This is a genomic window from Synechococcus sp. WH 5701 (assembly GCF_000153045.1).
In the GTDB taxonomy this organism is placed as follows: Bacteria; Cyanobacteriota; Cyanobacteriia; order PCC-6307; family Cyanobiaceae; genus Regnicoccus_A; species Regnicoccus_A antarcticus.
The window spans coordinates 978540-995521 of sequence record NZ_CH724160.1; the positions used below are offsets into that span (position 1 = coordinate 978540).

The following is a 16982-nucleotide window of genomic DNA, read 5'->3' on the forward strand; positions in this document are numbered from 1 at the left end:
CGGCTGTGGGCTGGAGCGGATCACTCCCGCACCATGCCCTCGTAGCGCTGGGAGATCACGTAGGTCTGCACCTGCTTGGCGGTGTCGATGGCGACACCCACAAGGATCAGCAGGGAGGTGGCCCCCAGACCCTGGAAGGTGCGCACCTGTGTGGCGCCTTCCACGGCGGAGGGGATGATCGCCACCGCTCCAAGGAAGAGACCCCCCAGCAGAGTGAGCCGGTTCTGCACGCCGCTCAGGTATTGGGCGGTGGCGGAGCCGGGCCTCACACCGGGAATGGCCACGCCCCCACGTTTGAGGTTGGTGGCGATGTCGATCGGATTGATCGTGAGCGAGGCATAAAAGAGCGAAAAGCCGCAGATCAGCGCGAAGAAGATCAGGGCGTAGAGCCAGGGTGTGCTGCTGTTCGGGTTGAGGTAGCCGGCCAGCTGGATCAGCCAGGGGGCCCTGGTGATGTTGGCGATTGTCAAGGGCAGGAAGACCACCGCAGAAGCGAAGATGATCGGCATCACGCCGCCGGCGTTGAGCTTGAGCGGCAGGTAGCTCTGGCGGCTGGCGAGGCTGGCCTGACCCACCTGGCGCTTGGCGCTCACGATCGGGATGCGCCGGCTGCCCTCCTGCACGAAAATGATGCCCACGATCGTCACCAGGAAGATCAGCACCAGCACCACGATTCCGCCGATGGTGGCCCTGTCTCCGCTCTCGGCCAGCTTCACCGTGGAGCCGAGCGCCCTGGGCAGGGTGGCCACGATGTTCACGAAGATCACCAGGGAGGCGCCCTGGCCGATCCCCCGCTCGGTGATCACCTCACTGATCCACATGACCACCATCGCTCCGGTGACCAGCGCCAGGGTGGTCTGAATCACGAACACCGGCATGGGAATGCCGGGGAGGGCGTACTGACGAAGGATCAGTGCGAAAACGGTGCTTTGCAGCAGGCCCCAGCCCAGGGCCACGTAGCGGGTGATCTGGGCGATCTTGCGCCGCCCGGCTTCCCCTTCGTTCTTCTGGAGGTCCTCCAGCTGGGGCAAGGCGGCGGTGAGCAGCTGCAGGATGATTGAAGCGTTGATGAAGGGCAGGATCCCCAGGGCGAACACCCCCAGGGTGGAGATGCCACCGCCGGTGAAGATGTCGAGGAAGCCGATCAACTGGCCGCCCTGCTGGATGAACTGCTGGAAGGCCACCCGATCGATGCCCGGCACGGGGATGTAGATCCCCAGACGCACGAGCAACAGCAGGCCCAGGGTGGTGAGAACCCGATCCCTCAGTCCCTTGGACTGGATCACCTGGGTGATGATTTCCGCGGCACTGGGGTTACGGCCCCGGCTGACGAGCATGGCGAGAAGGGACGAGGGACGGACTGGCGGAGAAGGGGCAACGACGGCAAAGCCGCCTGCGCATCCGAAGAACGGCGGCAGACGGCTGGTTGCCTGGCGGATCCCTGAAAATCAGGGGTCAGGCCTTGGCCGATCAGTCGATCAGCTCGCAGGTGCCACCGGCCGCTTCAATCTTGGCGCGGGCCGAGGCGGTGAAGGCGGCCGCTTCGACGCTGAGCTTGATGCTCAGTTCACCGTTGCCGAGAATCTTCAGCGGATGCTTGGGGCTGGTAACCAGGCCAGCTTCCACCAAGGAGTCGAGGGTGACGGTGCTGCCAGACTCAAGTTCGGCCAGTTTGCCCACATTGAGCACGGTGAAGTGCTTGGGGTTGACAAGCGGGAAATGCTTGAGCTTGGGGATGCGCCGGTAAAGGGGCATCTGACCGCCCTCGAAGCCGGGGCGGGTGGGACGACCCGAGCGGGACTTCTGGCCGCGCATGCCGAAGCCGCAGCTGGCGCCCTGGCCGGCGGCGATGCCGCGGCCTTTGCGCAGTTTGCGGCGCCTGGCACCGGTCTGGGGGGTGAGGGTGCTGAGTGAGAGGGTCATGGGGCTCAGGAGTAAATCTGCTCGAGGGAGATGCCCCGTTCCTTGGCCGTCTCCTTGTGGGTGCGCAGAGACTGCAGCGCCTGAATGGTGGCGCGGGCGTTGTTGAGGGGGGTCTTGCTGCCAAGGCGCTTGGCCAGCACGTTCTTGATCCCGGCCAGTTCCAGCACCGTACGGATCGAGCCGCCCGCGATCACACCGGTACCAGGGGCCGCGGGGCGCATCAGGATGCTGGCGGCGCCGTCGACACCATGGCCGTCGGTGGGGATCGAGCTGGTGCGGGTCAGGGGCACCTTGACCAGGTGCTTCTTGCCATCGGCCACGCCCTTGCGTACGGCGCCGATCACATCACCCGCCTTGCCAACGCCCACACCGACCTGGCCGCGCTCGTTGCCGACCACGACGATGGCGCGGAAGCTCATCTTCTTGCCGCCTTTGACGGTCTTGGAGACACGACGGATCTGGACCACCCGCTCCTGCCATTCGGAGTCGCGCTCCTGGCCGCGGCGGTTGTCACCCCGGCGGCCACCGCCACCGCGGCGGTCACCACCGCCGCCACCGCGGTTGCCGCCGCCGCGGCGTTCCTGCTGGCCTTCGGTGGCGGCAGGAACGCCTACGGCCGCGGAGGGCACGTCGCTGGATCTGGTCTGTTCGTTGGTTTCGGTCATGGTTGGAGGCGGTTCAGAACTGAAGGCCCGCTTCCCGGGCGGCATCGGCGAGGGCCTTGACCCGGCCGTGGTACAGGTTGCCACCGCGGTCGAAGACCACCTGCTGGATGCCCTTGGCGATGGCACGGGTAGCCAGCAGCTGACCAACGGCGACGGACGCGTCACAGCAGGCGCTGGACTCGAGGCTGCTGCGCAGATCCTTGTCGAGGGTCGACGCCGCACAGAGGGTGGTCTGGGCCGCGTCGTCGATGACCTGGGCGTAGATGTGGTTGTTGGAGCGGAACACGGCCAGCCGCGGACGGTCGGAGGTTCCGTTGAGATGGCGACGCAGACGGCGGTGACGCTTCTGGGTCTGCTGTTTTCTGGAAAGGGTGGACATGGCAGTACAGGGTGGGAACGCTCAGGCAGGCCTCATTTCTTACCGGTCTTGCCGGCCTTGCGCAGGATGCGCTCGCCCGCGTACTTGATGCCCTTGCCCTTGTAGGGCTCGGGCGGCCGGATGGCGCGGATCTTGGCGGCTTCATTGCCCACCAGCTCCTTGTCGGCCCCGGACACCATCACCTGGGTGGTGCCTTCGACCGTGAAGCTCACGCCCTCGGGGGGATTGACCTCCACGGGATGGCTGTAGCCGGCGCTGACCACGAGCTTGCGGCCCTGGACCTGGGCGCGGTAGCCCACGCCGATGATCTCGAGCTTGCGGGTGAAGCCCTGGCTGACACCCTCGACCATGTTGGCGACGAGGGTGCGGCAGAGGCCGTGACGCTCCCGGGAACGGCGGCTTCCGTTGGACGGGGTGACCAGCAGGGTGTTCTCCTGCTGGCTGACCACCACACCATCGGGAAGGGTGCGGCTGAGCTCACCCTTTGGACCTTTGACCGTGACCGCCAGACCAGCCAAGGTGACGTTCACCTTGTCGGGGATGGGGATCGGCGCTTTACCAATACGAGACATGGATCGACTCCCTGATCAATAGATGTAGCAAAGCACTTCACCGCCGACGCCCTGCTTTCGGGCATCACGGTCGCTCATCACCCCTTTGGAGGTGGAGATGATCGCCACACCAAGGCCACCGAGGACCTTGGGAAGCTGACGGGTGTTCTTGTAGATGCGCAGGCCAGGCTTGCTCACCCGTTGCACCGAGCGGATGGTGGGCTGACGATGCTTGCCGCTGTACTTCAGCTCGAGCACGAGGAAGCGTTCGACGCCTTCTCCCTCCTCGCTGATCTGGGCGATGAAGCCTTCGTGCTGCAGCACCTTGGCGATGCTGTGTGAGAGGCGTGAAGCGGGCACTTTGGTGGTCTGGTGCTTCTTCTCACTCGCATTGCGGATGCGGGTGAGCATGTCGGAAATCGGGTCGTGATTGGCCATGGTTGGGATCCGAGGAGGGCTCAGTTGCTGCGGAACGGCATTCCCATCTCGCGGAGGAGGGCCCGGCCCTCTTCGTCGTTGCGGGCGCTGGTCACGATGGTGATGTCCATGCCACGGATGGCGTCGATTTTGTCGTAGGAGATTTCGGGGAAGATGATCTGCTCCCGCACCCCCAGGGTGTAGTTGCCACGCCCGTCGAAGCTCTTGGGGCTGACCCCGCGGAAGTCGCGGATGCGTGGCAGGGCCAGGTTGATCAGGCGCTCCAGGAAGGCATACATCCGATCTCCCCGCAGGGTGACGGCCACGCCGATCGGCATGCCCTGGCGAATCTTGAAGCCGGCGATGGCTTTCTTGGCGCGCGTCACCACCACCTTCTGTCCGGTGATCGTGGCCAGCTCGCTGATCGAGGCTTCAAGAGCCTTGGCGTTCTGGGCGGCTTCGCCAAGTCCCCTGTTGACGGTGACCTTCACCACCTTGGGGACTTCATGGATGTTCGAGAGAGTGAGATCCTTGAGCAACTTGGGCTGGATCGTCTCCCGATAGCGCTGTTTGAGTGACATGGCGGGGATGGGGGAATGCGCTTCTGGGCGTTGTCAGAAAGCGGACGGGGGTGCGTTCAGCGATGGGAGCGGTCGTTCTTGCCCTTCAGGCAAGAACTTCACCCGTCTTCTTGAGGCGGCGCTTCTTGGTGCCGTCGGCTTCGACGACGAGCTCCACGCGGCTGGGAACGTTGTTGGCGGTGGAGAACACCATCACGTTGGAGGCGTGGATGGAAGCCTCCTCGGTGAGGATCCGGCCGGATTCGCCTTCTTGGGTAGGCTTCATGTGGCGGGTGCGCAGGTTGATGCCCTGCACGACCACACGGTTCTCGTCGGGAAGGGTGCGCAGGACCTCACCGGTCTTGCCCTTGTCCTTTCCGGCAATCACCTTGACGGTGTCACCCTTGCGGATGCGCATCTTGACCCTTTGAACGGGCCTGGCTTTTGGGGTGGCTGTGGCCATCTCAGATCACCTCCGGGGCGAGAGACACGATTTTGGTGAAGTTGCGCTCCCGCAGTTCCCGGGCTACGGGTCCGAACACCCGGGTGCCTTTGGGGTTGTTGTCGGTGCCGAGGATCACGGCGGCGTTGTCGTCGAAGCGGATCGCATTGCCGGTGTCGCGGCGCAGGGTGGCCCTGGTGCGAACCACCACAGCCTTGACCACATCCGACTTCTTGACACCCATGTTGGGCATGGCGTCCTTGACGGCAGCCACGATCACATCACCCACGTGGGCATAGCGACGGTTGGTGCCCAGCACTCGGATGCACTGGATGCGCTTGGCCCCGCTGTTGTCAGCGACGTTGAGGAAAGTTTCCTGCTGAATCATGGTGGGATCTCCTCAGCTCGCGCCGGATGTGGTGAAAACCTCGGCCACAGCCCAGCGTTTGGTGCGACTGAGGGGACGGGTTTCGGTGATGCGGACCCGATCACCCACGCGACAACGGTTGTCCTCGTCGTGGGCTTTGTAACGGGTGGTGCGGCTGACGGTCTTCTGGTAGATGGGATGGGGGAAGCGGTTTTCAACCGCCACCACCACCGTTTTGTCCATCTTGTCGCTGACGACGACGCCGACCCTTTCCTTGAGTGCCATGGGTGGTGTGGGGGGGATCAGGAGGCGGAGGGGGCGGAGCTCTGACGCTCCTTCTGCACCGTCAGCAGGTGGGCCAGCTTGATGCGGCTTTCCTTGAAGCGGTGAGGATGCTCCAGGCGGCGGGTGGCCTGCTGGAAGCGCAGGTCGAAGAGATCGCGGCGGCAGGCGTTGATCTGTTCGCTGATTTCGGCGTCGGTGAGCTTGCGCACCTCGGCGATGTCAGGACGGGCCATGGGTTCAGGACTCCACAGGAACGGTGGTCTCCGGTTCGACCGCGCTCGCCTGCTCGTCAAGGGCCAGGAACTTGGTCTTGATGGGCAGCTTGTACTGAGCCAGGCGCATGGCCTCCTTGGCAATGGCTTCGGTGATTTCGGCACCGCCCATTTCAAAGAGAATGCGACCTGGCTTGATCACGGCCACCCAGAACTCGGGGTTGCCCTTACCGGAACCCATGCGGGTTTCGGCTGGGCGCATGGTGACGGGCTTGTCGGGGAAGATCCGGATCCAGATCTTTCCGCCCCGCTTGACGTAGCGGGTCATGGCCCGGCGGCTGGCCTCAATCTGGCGGGAGGTGATCCACCCGCATTCCTGGGCCTGCAGCGCAAACTGACCGAAGGCAATGGTGTTGCCTCGGCTGGCGACACCGCACATGCGGCCTCGCTGCTGTTTGCGGAATTTGACGCGACGTGGACTCAGCATGGTTCAGGCTTCCTGCTCACTCCTCGTTGGAGCGGTCTTCGAACTGTTGGGGCCGGCGATTGGCGCGGCGCCGTGGTGCTGCCCCGACGGGGAGTTTTTCCTGTTGACCAGGAAGCACTTCACCTTTGAACACCCACACCTTGATTCCCAGCACCCCGTAGGTGGTGGTCGCCACCTTGGTGGCGTAATCGATGTCGGCGCGGAGGGTGTGCAGCGGAACCCGGCCTTCCCGGGTCCATTCGGTCCGGGCGATTTCGGCGCCATTGAGGCGCCCACTCACCTGGATCTTGAGGCCGAGCACGCCGGCCCGCTGGGCCCGCTGCACGGTCATGCGCATGACCCGGCGGAACGCCACCCGCTTCTCCAGCTGCTGGGCGATGTACTCGGCCAGCAGGAAGGCATCGGCGTCGACCCGCTCCACTTCCACCACGTTGATGCGCACCTGGCGGTTGCGATCACCGACGGTTTTCTGAATGCCGGCGCGCAGTTCCTCGATGCCGCTGCCCTGGCGTCCCACCAGCACACCGGGTCGGGCCGTCTTGAGCTCGACCTCCAGCTGGTCGGCCTTGCGGGCGATCAGCACATCGCTGATACCGGCTGAGGCGTACTTCTTGTGAATGAAGCAGCGAATCCGGTCATCCTCCTGGAGGAGGGTCGGATAGGTCTTGCTGGGGGCGTACCAACGGGAGCGGTGGTCCTGGGTGATCCCCAGGCGCAGGCCGGTTGGATGGATCTTGTGTCCCATCGGGCGGTGTCCTCGGGGGTCAGGCGGAAGGAGCCACAGCAATGCTGATGTGGCAGGTTTGTTTTTTGATGGCGTAGGCACGGCCCTGGGCCCGTGGCCGGAAGCGCTTCAGGGAGGGACCCATGTCGGCGCTGGCGGTGCTGATCACGAGCGAAGCCGGGTCGAGACCCATGTTGTGCTCGGCGTTGGCCACCGCGGAGCGAAGCACCTTGGTGATCGGTCCGGTGGAGCGGTAAGGCATGAACTCGAGCAGGATCAGCGCTTCGCGGTAGGTGCGGCCGCGGATCTGATCGAGCACCCGACGCACCTTGGATACGGAACCGCGGATGTAGCGGCCGTGGGCGCGGGCTTCTTGGCTGGGGGAGGTGGTGTTGGCCATGGTGATTCGCTCCTTAACGGGCACCTTTTTTGTCTTTGATGTGGCCCCGGAAGGTGCGGGTGGGGGCGAATTCCCCCAGCTTGTGGCCCACCATCTGCTCGGTCACGTAGACCGGCACATGGCTTTTGCCGTTGTGAACGGCAATGGTGTGGCCGATCATCATCGGCAGGATGGTGGAGGCCCGTGACCAGGTCTTGATCACGGTCTTGTCACCAGCGCTGTTCTGCGCTTCGACCTTGCGCAGCAGATGGTCGGCGACGAAGGGTCCTTTTTTGAGTGAACGTCCCATAGCGAATCAGGCAGACAGCAGTGCGGTGTTGAGCATCAGGAATCCCGTCCGCCACGGCTCCGCTTGGAGGTGCGGCGACGCTTCCGCAGCACAAACCGATTGCTGGGCTTGTTGCGTTTGCGGGTTTTCAGGCCCAGGGCGGGTTTGCCCCAGGGGGTGACAGGACCGGAACGGCCGATCGGAGCCCGGCCTTCACCACCACCGTGGGGGTGATCGCAGGGGTTCATCACGCTGCCGCGCACCTGGGGACGGCGCCCGAGCCAGCGGGTGCGGCCGGCCTTGCCCAGGCTGGTGTTGCGCACTTCAGCGTTGCCCACTTCGCCCAGGGTGGCGAAGCACTCACGTCGCACCAGGCGAACCTCGGTTGAGGGGAGCTTGAGGGCGACGTAGTCGCCTTCCTTGGCCATCACCTGGGCGCTGGCACCGGCGGTGCGCACCATCTGACCGCCGCGGCCGGCGTAAAGCTCGACGTTGTGGACGCTGGAGCCCAGAGGAATGGCCGAAAGCGGCAGGGCGTTGCCCACTTCGATCGGGGCCTCGGGCCCTGAGACGACCGTCTGGCCCACCGTGATTCCAGCGGGAGCCAGGATGTAGCGCTTCTCACCGTCGGTGTAGAAGAGCAGCGCCAGCCGCGCATTGCGGTGGGGGTCGTAATGGATGGCGGCCACCCGGGCGACCACGCCGGTTTTGTCGCGACGGAAGTCAACGAGCCGATAGAGGCGCTTGTGGCCGCCGCCGCGGTGGCGGCAGGTGATCACACCGCGGTTGTTGCGACCTTTCTGGCGGTGTTTGGCCACCACCAGCGAACGCTCGGGACGGCGCTCGGTGACTTCACTGAAGTCGCTGGAGGAGCGGCCGCGGGTGCCGGGGGTGTAGGGGCGGTAGTTGCGGATTGCCATAACGATTCAGACCCCTCAGGCCTCTGGGAACAACTGGATGGCATCGCCAGGGGCGAGGCGCACCACGGCTTTCTTCACCTGGGCGCGCTTGCCGGCGAAACGGCCGACCCGCCGACTGCGGCGGGGGGGATTCATGGTGCTCACCCCGACCACATGGACATCGAACAGATGTTCGACGGCAGCCTTGATGTCGGGTTTGGCGGCCCGGGGATCCACTTCGAACGTGTACTGGTTGAGTTCCAGGGCACGGGTGGCTTTTTCGGTAATCAGCGGCTTGCGGATCACGTCCGCGAGCCGGCTATTGAAACGTTCAGTCATCGCCGTAGATCTCCTGAATCTTCGCCAGTGCCTCTTCGCTCAACACCAGCACATTGGCGTGGAGCAGGTCGAACACGTTGAGCTGATCAGCGGCGATCAGCTTCACCTTTTCAAGGTTCCGCACCGAGCGGCGCACCACGTCGCCGGGGGCATCGAGCACCAGCAGCACCTTGCTGCCGGCCGGCACGTCCCAGCGATCGAGGGCCGCCACGATCTCCTTGGTTTTGGGGACCTCAAGATCGGCGGCGAAGCCCTTCACCACCAGGATGTCGGCGGCGCGGCTGATCAGGGCGGTGCGCAGGGCCAGACGACGTTCCTTGCGGTTCATCGCCAGGGTGTAGCTGCGGGGCTTGGGCCCGAAGATCACACCACCACCGGGGCGCAGCGGGGTGCGGATCGAGCCCTGCCGGGCCCGGCCGGTGCCTTTCTGCTTGTAGGGCTTGCGGCCACCACCACGGACCTCGGCCCGGGTGAGGGTGCTGGCGGTGCCCTGTCGGGCATTGGCCAGCTGCCTGACCACCGCCCTGTGCACCAGGTCGGCGGCGGAGGATTTCTTGGCGACCTTCAGGTCAAGGCTGGCCTCACCGGCCTCCTTGCCCTGCCAATCGCGAACAACACAATTCACCATCTGATTTCTCCTCAGTTCGCGGCCTTGGCGCCGACCCGCAGGGCGGGTCGGATGCTGAGCAGGGCGCCGGGCTTGCCGGGCACCGAACCCTTCACCACCAGCAGGTTGCGCTCATGGTCCACCTTGAGGATGGTGAGGCCGCGGGTGGTGATTTGCTTGCCGCCGTAGCGGCCCGCCATGCGCTTGCCCGGATAGACGCGGCCAGGCGTGGTGCCGGCACCGGTGGATCCGGGTTCGCGGTGGTTCTTGGAGCCGTGGCTCATCGGCCCGCGGCTGAAGCCATGGCGCTTCTGGTAACCGGAGAAGCCCCTACCGACCGTGTCGCCGCTCACGTCCACCTTCTGTCCGGCTTCGAAGGCCTCGACGGTGATGGACGCACCGAGCTCAAGGCCATCAAGGGACTCGAGGCGGTATTCCTGCAGGTGACGCAAGAGCTCGTCGCCCGACTTCGCCAGGTGACCGGCTGCAGGTTTGTTCACGAGCTTGTCGCGGGTCTCACCGAAACCGATCTGGGCGGCGCTGTAGCCGTCGGTGGCGGGAGTCTTGAGTTGGGTGATGCGGCAGGGGCCCGCCTCGATCACGGTGACCGGGATGGATTTGCCGTTGGGGTCGAAGAACTGAGACATGCCCAGTTTCTTCCCAAGGATGCCGAAGGACATAGGAGGGAGAAACGCCAGCAGGACAGAGGCGCGCACGGGGGTGCGAACCACTTGAGACTGAATCGTGCAGACGCGCTGGGCCAGAAACCTGGCTCCGAATCAACCGGGAGGCAGGACCTCCTGGGGTGGGTTCGGTTGGGCTAGCGGTTGGCGAAACAGTTGGCTGGGACTTGTCCGCTCCTGCTGGGCAGGGTGGCAGTATCCCGGCGGTTCAGGCGTTGCGCGGAGCAAACCGGCAAACCTGGCCGCACTGGCCAGAAGAGACCGTCGCCAGCGACGATCCCGTGCACAGCTCTGGAGGCCCGGCTAGCGGTCGGGCGCAGATCAGATGCACAAGCGATCACCATACCCCACGACCTCCACCCACCTCCCTGACTCCCTGCCAGACTGCCGGCATCAGTTCTGAAGCTTCCCCATGCCTCTGCTGCTCTCCGGTCGTCGCTTCCGCCAGGACCTGGAGAAGGCCGGCGCTCTGGCCCTCTATGCCCCCCTGGAAGGAGGTGCCGAGACCCGCTTGCTGCGGCGCCTGCGGGCGGCCGGCTATGGCGCCCAGATCACCTCGGCCCGGGGCCTTGGCGACCCTGAGGTCTTCCTGTTCCAGAGCCACGGTGTTCGGCCGCCCCACCTCGGCCACCACAGCATCGGTCGCGGGGCCGCCGTGGGCGAGGTGCAACGGGTCATGCCCCAGTTGGGGGCCCTGCTGGAGGGCGTCAAGCCAATGGTGTTGTGGCTGCTGGAGGCCCAGGTGCTCTCATCGGCCGAGCTGCAGTCGCTCTGCGCGCTCACCAGGCGTGAGCCCCGGCTGAAGATCGTGGCGGAGCTGGGCGGCTCCCGCAGCCTGCGCTGGACGCCGCTGGAGCAGATGGTTGCCGCCTGAGCAGGCTCTGGCCTGCGGTCGCTGGGTCAAGTTGATCTGCGGGGCCAGCAATCAGGACCTCGCCTCCATCGAAGACCTCTGCGGCCTCTATGCACTAGCCGGGGTCCACTGCATCGACGTGGCCGCCGATGACGCCGTGGTGGCCGCTGCCCGCCGTGGTCTGCGCTGGGCCCGTGAGCAGCGGCCTCAGCTGAGTGCCCCCTGGCTGATGCTCAGCCTCAGTGACGGCGAAGATCCCCATTTCCGCAAGGCCTGGTTTGATCCCAGCCGCTGTCCGGCTGACTGCCCCAGGCCCTGCGCCCGAGTCTGTCCGGCCGGAGCGATCCCGGCCGGGTCCGGCGTGTCCAGGGAACGCTGCTACGGCTGTGGCCGCTGCTTGCCCGCCTGCCCCCACGGCCTGATCGAGGCCCAGAGCCATGGGCTCGACGCTGCGGCCGTGCCGGAGCTCCTCGCCCGCTTGCGCCCGGATGCGGTGGAGATCCACACCGGCCTGGGCCGGGGAGAGGCCTTCGCCCGGAGGCTGGAGCAGGTGGCGGCCTCGGGCCTGCCCTTGCGGCGTCTGGCCGTGAGTTGTGGCCTCGAGGCCGGCGCTGGCGCTGCTGGGGTCCACGCCGGTGCGAGCCCGTCGGCCCTGGCCAGCGAGCTCTGGCAGCGGTTCGTCCTGCTGCGCCGCCATCGCTTCCGGCCCCTCTGGCAACTCGATGGCCGCCCGATGAGCGGCGATGTGGGCGACGGCACGGCCCATGCCGCCGTCAACCTGCTGCTCGCACTGCGCCCGCTGGCGCCCCCCGGGCCTCTGCAACTCGCAGGTGGCACCAACGGCCGCAGCCTGCCACTGCTGCGCCAGCGCAGCGGTTGCTCCCAGGCCGCCCGCAGAGCCGCCGCCGGGGTGGCCTTCGGCGGCCTGGCCCGCCGGCTGCTTTCCCCCCTGGTGCTGGAGGCGGAGAGCCGCGGCCGGCGTCTGCTCGATGAGCCGGCCCTCTGGCCCCGGGCCCTGGCGCTGGCGCAGGAGCTCGTCTCACCCTGGCTGGCCGCCGATGGCTAGAACGTCGAAGCAGAGGGGCCGTGTCCATGCCCAGTCCAAGCGTTGCCTCCACTGGCGAGGCTGCCCGGTCAATCACGCCCCAGCGGATCACCGACGATCTCGACCGCCTGCTGGAGGTGCTGCCCGAGCGGGTCGGTGAAGCGCTGGCAAGCCCGCTCAGCCGTGATCAGTTGCTGGAGGTGGTGCTCGACCTGGGCCGTTCCCCAGAAGCCCGCTATCCGGGCCGTGCCCAGCTGCTGGATCAGCGGCCGATTGACCGGGCCGATCTGGCGGCGGTGGTGCAACGGCTCGGGTCTTTCGGTGGCGATAACCGGGCCGGCATCGAGCGCACCCTGCACCGCATCAGTGCGATCCGTAACCGCGGCGGGGAGGTGGTCGGACTCACCTGCCGAGTGGGCCGGGCCGTGTTCGGCACAGTGGCGATGGTGCGAGACCTGCTCGACAGCGGCCAGTCGCTGCTGCTGATGGGACGCCCCGGTGTGGGCAAGACCACGGCCCTGCGGGAGATCGCCAGGGTTCTGGCCGACGACCTGGAGCGGAGGGTGGTGGTGATTGACACCAGTAACGAGATCGCCGGCGACGGCGACATTCCTCATCCCGCCATCGGCCGGGCCCGGCGCATGCAGGTGGCGCGGCCTGAGCAACAGCATCAGGTGATGATCGAGGCGGTGGAGAACCACATGCCCGAGGTCATCGTGATCGATGAGATCGGCACCGAACTCGAGGCCCAGGCCGCCCGCACCATTGCCGAGCGCGGCGTGATGCTGGTGGCCACGGCCCACGGCAACGAGCTGGCCAACCTGATCAAGAACCCCACCCTTGCCGATCTGATCGGGGGCATTCAGTCGGTCACCCTGGGGGATGAGGAGGCCCGCCGGCGCGGCTCCCAGAAGACTGTGCTGGAGCGCTGCGCCGACCCCACCTTCCCCCTGGCGGTGGAGATGCACAGCCGCAGCCGCTGGCTGGTGCACCGCGATGTGGCCCGCACCGTCGACCAGCAGCTGCGGGGGCAGCCGGTCCGCCCTCAGGTCCGTGAGCTGGGCAGCGACGGACGGCTGCGTCTCAATGATCCCGAGCCCGGTCCTCCCTCCCCCCGGATGCCGCGCCGTGGTCTGGTGGCGGCCGGGGACAGCCCTGCTCCAAGCCCGGCCCTGGCGCCGGTGCCCCTGCCTGATCCCGAGCTGCTCCCGCCCCATCGACGCTCGGCACCACCCGCCCCTGCGGCCCCTCCCCTGCGCCTCTATTGCTGTGGGGTCAGTCCCCAGTTGCTGGAGCAGGTGGTGCGTAGCCGCCAGCTGCCCGTGCAGCGCGCCAGCCAGGTGGAGGAGGCCGACGCGGTGCTCAGCCTGCGTCAGCAGCTAGGCCGTGAACCCCAGGTGCGCAGCCAGGCCCTCGAACAGCATGTGCCGATCCTGGTGATCAAGGCCGACACTCTTCCCCAGATCCAGCGGGGTGTGGAGCGGTTGCTGCGCCGTCGCGGCGGTGATGGGTCAGGCGTCTCCACGGGGCCTGCCAGCGCCCCTGACGACGCCCATGGCGCCATGGAGGAATGCCGTCTCGCGGTGGAGCAGGTGGTGCTTCGCCAGGGCCGGCCAGTGGAGCTGCTGCCCCGCAGCCCGTCGGTGCGCCGAATCCAGGCTGATCAGGTGAACGGTTACGGCTTGCGCAGTGCCGAATTCGGCAGTGGCGACCTGCAACGGCTGCGGGTCTTTCCCCCCTGAATCGGCCTGGCCAGGGGGAGCGGGTTCGCCACCGGCACCCAGAGATTGACGAAGGTCGTCCCGCTGTGGGTAACTAACAGGGCAACCGGTAAGCGCCCGACCAACCCGGATCCATCCGCATGGATCACCTGGATTGGGAGGCCGCAGCTGGAGCTTTGGGCCGTCGCCAAGTGGTAAGGCAGCGGGTTTTGGTCCCGCCATTCCTAGGTTCGAATCCTAGCGGCCCAGTTCTGAGAGATCCCTGCGTGACCCCCAGCCCTCTGCTGGTGTTCGATTTTGATGGCGTCCTTGTCGACGGCATGGCGGAGTACTGGTGGGCGGCCCGCCAGGCGGCCCTGAGGCTGCGGCCGGATCTCAACCTTCCCGAGCAGGCGCCCGCCGCCTTCGTCCGGCTTCGCCCGCTGATCCACAAGGGCTGGGAGATGGTCCTGGTGGCCGCGGAACTGGCCCTCAGCTCCAGTGACCTCACCGCCCCGGGTGCGGCTTATGGCCCCGCCCTGGCTCCGGCGCTGTCGCACTGGGGCTGGAGTCCCGAGATCTTGCAGACCAGCCTCGAAGCGGTACGCCGGGACGCCATTGCGGCCGATCGTCCCCACTGGCTGGCCCTTCACCGCCCCTACCCCGAAGTGCCGCAGCGGCTGCGGTCCCTTGCTGCGGAGGGGGCCGACTGGGCCGTGCTCACCACCAAGGGCGGGGCCTTTGCCCGGGAGCTGCTGGCGGCCCAGGGCCTCGCCCCTTTGCACACCTTCGGCCACGAGGACGGCAGCAAGCCTGAGGTGCTGCTGCGCCTGCGTGAGTTGCAGCGACCGCTCTGGTTCATCGAGGACCGCCGGCCCACGCTCGAGGCGGTGCGTGCCACGGCCGGACTGGAGGCGGTGCGCTGCTTCCTGGTGAGCTGGGGCTACCTGGGGCCCCACGACCTGATCGACCTGCCCGAGGGCCTGGCGCTGCTGGATCCGGCGACCTTCGCGGCCCCCTTGGCGACGTGGCCCTGATCCGCTAGCGTACGCCTGTACTAATTCTGGGTTGCCCGGCGCCAGGGGGCGCAGCCGCTGTTTCGCCACCGCCTTGATACATCCAGCGGCTTTGGTGGCACCTGTAGCTGTGAGGCCGCACGGCGACATCCCCCCAGGGTCCGTCCCTCTCCGGTCCGTTCCTTCGTTCTCTTCTGACCATGCCTGCCGACTCCAAGAGCACCGACCTCAGGGCTGCCCAGCCCCGCTCCTCGAGCGGGACGGCAGCCGGGGCGGCCGAGCGCGACAAGGCTCTCAACCTCGTCCTCGGCCAGATCGAGCGCAACTTCGGCAAGGGCTCGATCATGCGCCTGGGGGATGCCTCCCGGATGCGGGTGGAAACGATGCCCACCGGTGCCCTCACCCTGGATCTGGCCCTCGGCGGCGGGTATCCCAAGGGCCGGGTGGTGGAGGTCTACGGGCCGGAGAGTTCCGGCAAGACCACCCTCACTCTCCATGCCATCGCCGAAGCGCAGCGCCGCGGTGGTGTGGCCGCCTTCGTGGATGCCGAGCATGCGCTCGATCCGGTCTACGCCGCGGCTCTGGGGGTCGATGTGGAGAACCTGCTGGTCTCTCAGCCCGACACCGGTGAAATGGCCCTGGAGATCGTCGATCAGCTGGTGCGGTCCGCCGCGGTCGACATCGTCGTGGTCGACTCGGTGGCAGCCCTGACTCCCCGTGCCGAGATCGAGGGGGAGATGGGGGACCTGGCGGTGGGCAGCCAGGCACGGCTGATGAGCCAGGCGATGCGCAAGATCACTGGCAACATCGGCAAGTCGGGCTGCACGGTGATCTTCCTCAACCAGCTGCGCCAGAAGATCGGCGTCACCTACGGCAATCCCGAAACCACCACCGGCGGCAACGCCCTCAAGTTCTACGCCTCGGTGCGGCTCGACATCCGCCGCATTCAGACCCTCAAGCGCGGCACGGAGGAATACGGCATTCGCGCCAAGGTGAAGGTGGCGAAGAACAAGGTGGCGCCCCCGTTCCGCATCGCTGAGTTCGACATTCTTTTCGGTCGTGGCATCAGCACACTGGGCTGTGTGATCGACCTGGCCGAGGAGACCGGTGTGGTGATCCGCAAAGGTGCCTGGTACAGCTACGGCGGCGACAACATCGGTCAGGGCCGCGACAACACGATCAACTGGCTGGAGCAGAACCCCGAGCAGAAGGAGCAGATCGAGGCCGAGGTTCGGCGGAGGCTCACTGAGGGAGCTGATGTGACGGCCAATTCGCTCAAACCACTGGCAGCAGCTGCCGCCAAACTGGCCGCCACCAGCTCCGCCGCTTCGTCGGCATCGGAATCGAGTGAATCAGCGCTGGACTCCGGGGCTACCGCTCTGGAATCTGCCGCCAGCTGAGATCAGCGCAAGCGGGCTCAGATCAGGGGCGCTTCCAGTCTGCTGGCCTCGGGCTCGTGCCCGGGGGTTGCAGGAGTTGACGCGGGCGGCTGGGCCTGTTGCAGGAACGTGGCGACCCGCTGAAGTTCCTGGATGGCCTCGGCGCCTTCGAGCTTCACCAGTTCGCAGCCGTTGCGTGATTCCACCCAGCTGATCCCGAAATCGGAGACCAGAAAGCGCACCATGTGGGCATCCCCGAGGTCGGCCACGAAAGAGGCTCCATGACCATCACGGCCATCACCGCAGACGTAACAGGTCGCCACGAGGCCTTTGCGCTGCAGGCTATTGGCTAGAGCCTGCAGGCTCATCACCAGGTCCAGCACCACGGAGCGGTACTGCTCAGCGAGGCGGGGAAACATCGGCCAGCTCAGGATTTGAGTTGATCCTAAGGTTTTCTTCCACTTTTTGCTGTGGCTTGATGCCGGTGTGGGCAAAGGCGCACCCGATCAATCGGAGAGGGTCCACCAGCCGACGGCCGGTCCGATGAAGCGCACCGTGATCCAGAACAGCACCAGGGCCGCGATTCCCACCCAGGCCCCCTGGGTGGAGACCTGAACGAAGCGGTCGGCCTGGCGGCGGGTCAGGGGAAGCCAGGGGGCCAGCCGTGGGGAGGTGTCCTTGGCCGAGCCTGGCTGCTTCTGCGGCCCGCGGGGTGGCAATCCCTGCTCTGAGCGGCGTTTGGCCTCTCCCATTCTTACCGGCGGCGTCCTGGCGGCAACCA

The 16982-nt window shown here is 66.4% G+C and carries 26 protein-coding genes and 1 tRNA gene; 6 read left to right on the forward strand and 21 right to left on the reverse strand.

The features are described from left to right. Positions 1-20: 20 nt before the first annotated feature. The 19 genes from secY to rplC form a co-directional block, all read right to left on the reverse strand. Positions 21-1337 carry a preprotein translocase subunit SecY gene (gene secY / locus WH5701_RS14900; protein WP_006173338.1) on the reverse strand — a complete coding sequence of 439 codons (1317 nt, stop codon included), beginning with the start codon at positions 1335-1337 and terminating at the stop codon, positions 21-23. Positions 1338-1470: 133 nt separating this feature from the next. Next, entirely contained in the window at positions 1471-1923 is a 453-nt protein-coding gene (gene rplO, locus WH5701_RS14905) for a 50S ribosomal protein L15 (RefSeq protein ID WP_006173339.1), read from the reverse strand. A gap of 5 nt (positions 1924-1928) precedes the next feature. Beyond that, complete coding sequence (gene rpsE, locus WH5701_RS14910; RefSeq protein ID WP_006173340.1) at positions 1929-2588, reverse strand: 30S ribosomal protein S5; 660 nt, start codon at positions 2586-2588, stop codon at positions 1929-1931. A 13-nt stretch (positions 2589-2601) separates the two neighbouring features. Next, complete coding sequence (gene rplR / locus WH5701_RS14915; RefSeq protein ID WP_006173341.1) at positions 2602-2967, reverse strand: 50S ribosomal protein L18; 366 nt, start codon at positions 2965-2967, stop codon at positions 2602-2604. A gap of 32 nt (positions 2968-2999) precedes the next feature. Continuing rightward, entirely contained in the window at positions 3000-3539 is a 540-nt protein-coding gene (gene rplF, locus WH5701_RS14920; RefSeq protein WP_006173342.1) for a 50S ribosomal protein L6, read from the reverse strand. A gap of 15 nt (positions 3540-3554) precedes the next feature. Beyond that, on the reverse strand, positions 3555-3956 hold the full coding sequence (rpsH, locus tag WH5701_RS14925; RefSeq protein WP_006173343.1) for a 30S ribosomal protein S8: 402 nt from the start codon (positions 3954-3956) through the stop codon (positions 3555-3557). Between the two features lie 20 nt (positions 3957-3976). After that, positions 3977-4516 carry a 50S ribosomal protein L5 gene (rplE, locus tag WH5701_RS14930; RefSeq protein ID WP_006173344.1) on the reverse strand — a complete coding sequence of 180 codons (540 nt, stop codon included), beginning with the start codon at positions 4514-4516 and terminating at the stop codon, positions 3977-3979. Between the two features lie 85 nt (positions 4517-4601). Then, positions 4602-4958, reverse strand: a complete 357-nt coding sequence (rplX, locus tag WH5701_RS14935; protein WP_037981180.1) for a 50S ribosomal protein L24 — start codon at positions 4956-4958, stop codon at positions 4602-4604. Between the two features lies 1 nt (position 4959). Then, positions 4960-5325, reverse strand: a complete 366-nt coding sequence (gene rplN / locus WH5701_RS14940) for a 50S ribosomal protein L14 (RefSeq protein WP_006173346.1) — start codon at positions 5323-5325, stop codon at positions 4960-4962. A 12-nt stretch (positions 5326-5337) separates the two neighbouring features. Continuing rightward, positions 5338-5589 (reverse strand): 30S ribosomal protein S17, encoded by a 252-nt coding sequence (gene rpsQ / locus WH5701_RS14945; protein ID WP_006173347.1) that lies wholly within the window; start codon positions 5587-5589, stop codon positions 5338-5340. Positions 5590-5606: 17 nt separating this feature from the next. Next, complete coding sequence (rpmC, locus tag WH5701_RS14950; protein ID WP_006173348.1) at positions 5607-5822, reverse strand: 50S ribosomal protein L29; 216 nt, start codon at positions 5820-5822, stop codon at positions 5607-5609. 4 nt (positions 5823-5826) lie between these two features. After that, positions 5827-6288 carry a 50S ribosomal protein L16 gene (gene rplP / locus WH5701_RS14955; RefSeq protein WP_037981181.1) on the reverse strand — a complete coding sequence of 154 codons (462 nt, stop codon included), beginning with the start codon at positions 6286-6288 and terminating at the stop codon, positions 5827-5829. A gap of 16 nt (positions 6289-6304) precedes the next feature. Next, positions 6305-7033, reverse strand: coding sequence for a 30S ribosomal protein S3 (gene rpsC, locus WH5701_RS14960; RefSeq protein ID WP_006173350.1), 729 nt, complete (start codon positions 7031-7033; stop codon positions 6305-6307). A gap of 19 nt (positions 7034-7052) precedes the next feature. Next, positions 7053-7412: a 50S ribosomal protein L22 gene (gene rplV / locus WH5701_RS14965; RefSeq protein WP_006173351.1), complete on the reverse strand. Its 360-nt coding sequence runs from the start codon at positions 7410-7412 to the stop codon at positions 7053-7055. Between the two features lie 13 nt (positions 7413-7425). Next, positions 7426-7701 carry a 30S ribosomal protein S19 gene (gene rpsS, locus WH5701_RS14970; protein ID WP_006173352.1) on the reverse strand — a complete coding sequence of 92 codons (276 nt, stop codon included), beginning with the start codon at positions 7699-7701 and terminating at the stop codon, positions 7426-7428. A 35-nt stretch (positions 7702-7736) separates the two neighbouring features. Further along, the gene (gene rplB, locus WH5701_RS14975) at positions 7737-8600 is read right to left on the reverse strand and encodes a 50S ribosomal protein L2 (protein ID WP_006173353.1); all 864 of its coding nucleotides are present in this window, start codon (positions 8598-8600) and stop codon (positions 7737-7739) included. 15 nt (positions 8601-8615) lie between these two features. Then, positions 8616-8918, reverse strand: coding sequence for a 50S ribosomal protein L23 (locus tag WH5701_RS14980; protein ID WP_006173354.1), 303 nt, complete (start codon positions 8916-8918; stop codon positions 8616-8618). After that, the gene (rplD, locus tag WH5701_RS14985; protein ID WP_006173355.1) at positions 8911-9546 is read right to left on the reverse strand and encodes a 50S ribosomal protein L4; all 636 of its coding nucleotides are present in this window, start codon (positions 9544-9546) and stop codon (positions 8911-8913) included. The genes WH5701_RS14980 and rplD overlap by 8 nt, the downstream gene beginning before the upstream one ends. A gap of 11 nt (positions 9547-9557) precedes the next feature. Beyond that, positions 9558-10205 carry a 50S ribosomal protein L3 gene (rplC, locus tag WH5701_RS14990; protein ID WP_006173356.1) on the reverse strand — a complete coding sequence of 216 codons (648 nt, stop codon included), beginning with the start codon at positions 10203-10205 and terminating at the stop codon, positions 9558-9560. Between the two features lie 415 nt (positions 10206-10620). Between rplC and WH5701_RS14995 the strand changes: the two genes are divergently transcribed. The 6 genes from WH5701_RS14995 to recA all read left to right on the forward strand — a co-directional run bounded on the left by WH5701_RS14995 (position 10621) and on the right by recA (position 16222). Then, positions 10621-11082: an NAD(P)H-quinone oxidoreductase subunit N gene (locus tag WH5701_RS14995; protein WP_006173357.1), complete on the forward strand. Its 462-nt coding sequence runs from the start codon at positions 10621-10623 to the stop codon at positions 11080-11082. After that, positions 11072-12127 (forward strand): LdpA C-terminal domain-containing domain, encoded by a 1056-nt coding sequence (locus WH5701_RS15000; RefSeq protein ID WP_006173358.1) that lies wholly within the window; start codon positions 11072-11074, stop codon positions 12125-12127. Before WH5701_RS14995 ends, WH5701_RS15000 begins: the two co-directional genes overlap by 11 nt. 26 nt (positions 12128-12153) lie before the next feature. Then, positions 12154-13848 carry an AAA family ATPase gene (locus WH5701_RS15005; protein WP_006173359.1) on the forward strand — a complete coding sequence of 565 codons (1695 nt, stop codon included), beginning with the start codon at positions 12154-12156 and terminating at the stop codon, positions 13846-13848. 156 nt (positions 13849-14004) lie between these two features. Further along, a tRNA-Gln gene (locus tag WH5701_RS15010) sits at positions 14005-14076 on the forward strand. A 17-nt stretch (positions 14077-14093) separates the two neighbouring features. After that, positions 14094-14843, forward strand: coding sequence for an HAD family hydrolase (locus WH5701_RS15015; RefSeq protein WP_006173360.1), 750 nt, complete (start codon positions 14094-14096; stop codon positions 14841-14843). Between the two features lie 179 nt (positions 14844-15022). Next, a complete protein-coding gene (gene recA / locus WH5701_RS15020; protein ID WP_006173361.1) occupies positions 15023-16222 on the forward strand; it encodes a recombinase RecA in 1200 nt (399 codons plus the stop codon). A gap of 17 nt (positions 16223-16239) precedes the next feature. On the opposite strand, the gene WH5701_RS15025 is transcribed toward recA, so the two are convergent. Together WH5701_RS15025 and WH5701_RS15030 are read right to left on the reverse strand one after the other, a co-directional pair. After that, positions 16240-16620, reverse strand: a complete 381-nt coding sequence (locus WH5701_RS15025; protein WP_006173362.1) for a DUF1815 family protein — start codon at positions 16618-16620, stop codon at positions 16240-16242. 87 nt (positions 16621-16707) lie between these two features. Next, positions 16708-16953 carry a DUF2839 domain-containing protein gene (locus tag WH5701_RS15030; RefSeq protein WP_006173363.1) on the reverse strand — a complete coding sequence of 82 codons (246 nt, stop codon included), beginning with the start codon at positions 16951-16953 and terminating at the stop codon, positions 16708-16710. Positions 16954-16982: the final 29 nt, after the last annotated feature.

Excerpts from the sequence above, each read along its gene's own strand:
- rpsQ (WP_006173347.1), bottom strand. The coding sequence starts at position 5,589 with ATGGCACTCAAGGAAAGGGTCGGCGTCGTCGTCAGCGACAAGATGGAC.
- rpsE (WP_006173340.1), bottom strand. The coding sequence starts at position 2,588 with ATGACCGAAACCAACGAACAGACCAGATCCAGCGACGTGCCCTCCGCG.
- WH5701_RS15005 (WP_006173359.1), top strand. The coding sequence starts at position 12,154 with ATGCCCAGTCCAAGCGTTGCCTCCACTGGCGAGGCTGCCCGGTCAATC.
- rplX (WP_037981180.1), bottom strand. The coding sequence starts at position 4,958 with ATGGCCACAGCCACCCCAAAAGCCAGGCCCGTTCAAAGGGTCAAGATG.
- rpmC (WP_006173348.1), bottom strand. The coding sequence starts at position 5,822 with ATGGCCCGTCCTGACATCGCCGAGGTGCGCAAGCTCACCGACGCCGAA.
- WH5701_RS15025 (WP_006173362.1), bottom strand. The coding sequence starts at position 16,620 with ATGTTTCCCCGCCTCGCTGAGCAGTACCGCTCCGTGGTGCTGGACCTG.
- rplC (WP_006173356.1), bottom strand. The coding sequence starts at position 10,205 with ATGTCCTTCGGCATCCTTGGGAAGAAACTGGGCATGTCTCAGTTCTTC.
- rplO (WP_006173339.1), bottom strand. The coding sequence starts at position 1,923 with ATGACCCTCTCACTCAGCACCCTCACCCCCCAGACCGGTGCCAGGCGC.
- rplN (WP_006173346.1), bottom strand. The coding sequence starts at position 5,325 with ATGATTCAGCAGGAAACTTTCCTCAACGTCGCTGACAACAGCGGGGCC.
- rplF (WP_006173342.1), bottom strand. The coding sequence starts at position 3,539 with ATGTCTCGTATTGGTAAAGCGCCGATCCCCATCCCCGACAAGGTGAAC.
- recA (WP_006173361.1), top strand. The coding sequence starts at position 15,023 with ATGCCTGCCGACTCCAAGAGCACCGACCTCAGGGCTGCCCAGCCCCGC.
- rplP (WP_037981181.1), bottom strand. The coding sequence starts at position 6,288 with ATGCTGAGTCCACGTCGCGTCAAATTCCGCAAACAGCAGCGAGGCCGC.
- rplV (WP_006173351.1), bottom strand. The coding sequence starts at position 7,412 with ATGGCCAACACCACCTCCCCCAGCCAAGAAGCCCGCGCCCACGGCCGC.
- rplR (WP_006173341.1), bottom strand. The coding sequence starts at position 2,967 with ATGTCCACCCTTTCCAGAAAACAGCAGACCCAGAAGCGTCACCGCCGT.
- rpsS (WP_006173352.1), bottom strand. The coding sequence starts at position 7,701 with ATGGGACGTTCACTCAAAAAAGGACCCTTCGTCGCCGACCATCTGCTG.
- WH5701_RS14980 (WP_006173354.1), bottom strand. The coding sequence starts at position 8,918 with ATGACTGAACGTTTCAATAGCCGGCTCGCGGACGTGATCCGCAAGCCG.
- rplD (WP_006173355.1), bottom strand. The coding sequence starts at position 9,546 with ATGGTGAATTGTGTTGTTCGCGATTGGCAGGGCAAGGAGGCCGGTGAG.
- rpsC (WP_006173350.1), bottom strand. The coding sequence starts at position 7,033 with ATGGGACACAAGATCCATCCAACCGGCCTGCGCCTGGGGATCACCCAG.
- WH5701_RS15030 (WP_006173363.1), bottom strand. The coding sequence starts at position 16,953 with ATGGGAGAGGCCAAACGCCGCTCAGAGCAGGGATTGCCACCCCGCGGG.
- secY (WP_006173338.1), bottom strand. The coding sequence starts at position 1,337 with ATGCTCGTCAGCCGGGGCCGTAACCCCAGTGCCGCGGAAATCATCACC.
- WH5701_RS14995 (WP_006173357.1), top strand. The coding sequence starts at position 10,621 with ATGCCTCTGCTGCTCTCCGGTCGTCGCTTCCGCCAGGACCTGGAGAAG.
- rpsH (WP_006173343.1), bottom strand. The coding sequence starts at position 3,956 with ATGGCCAATCACGACCCGATTTCCGACATGCTCACCCGCATCCGCAAT.
- rplB (WP_006173353.1), bottom strand. The coding sequence starts at position 8,600 with ATGGCAATCCGCAACTACCGCCCCTACACCCCCGGCACCCGCGGCCGC.
- rplE (WP_006173344.1), bottom strand. The coding sequence starts at position 4,516 with ATGTCACTCAAACAGCGCTATCGGGAGACGATCCAGCCCAAGTTGCTC.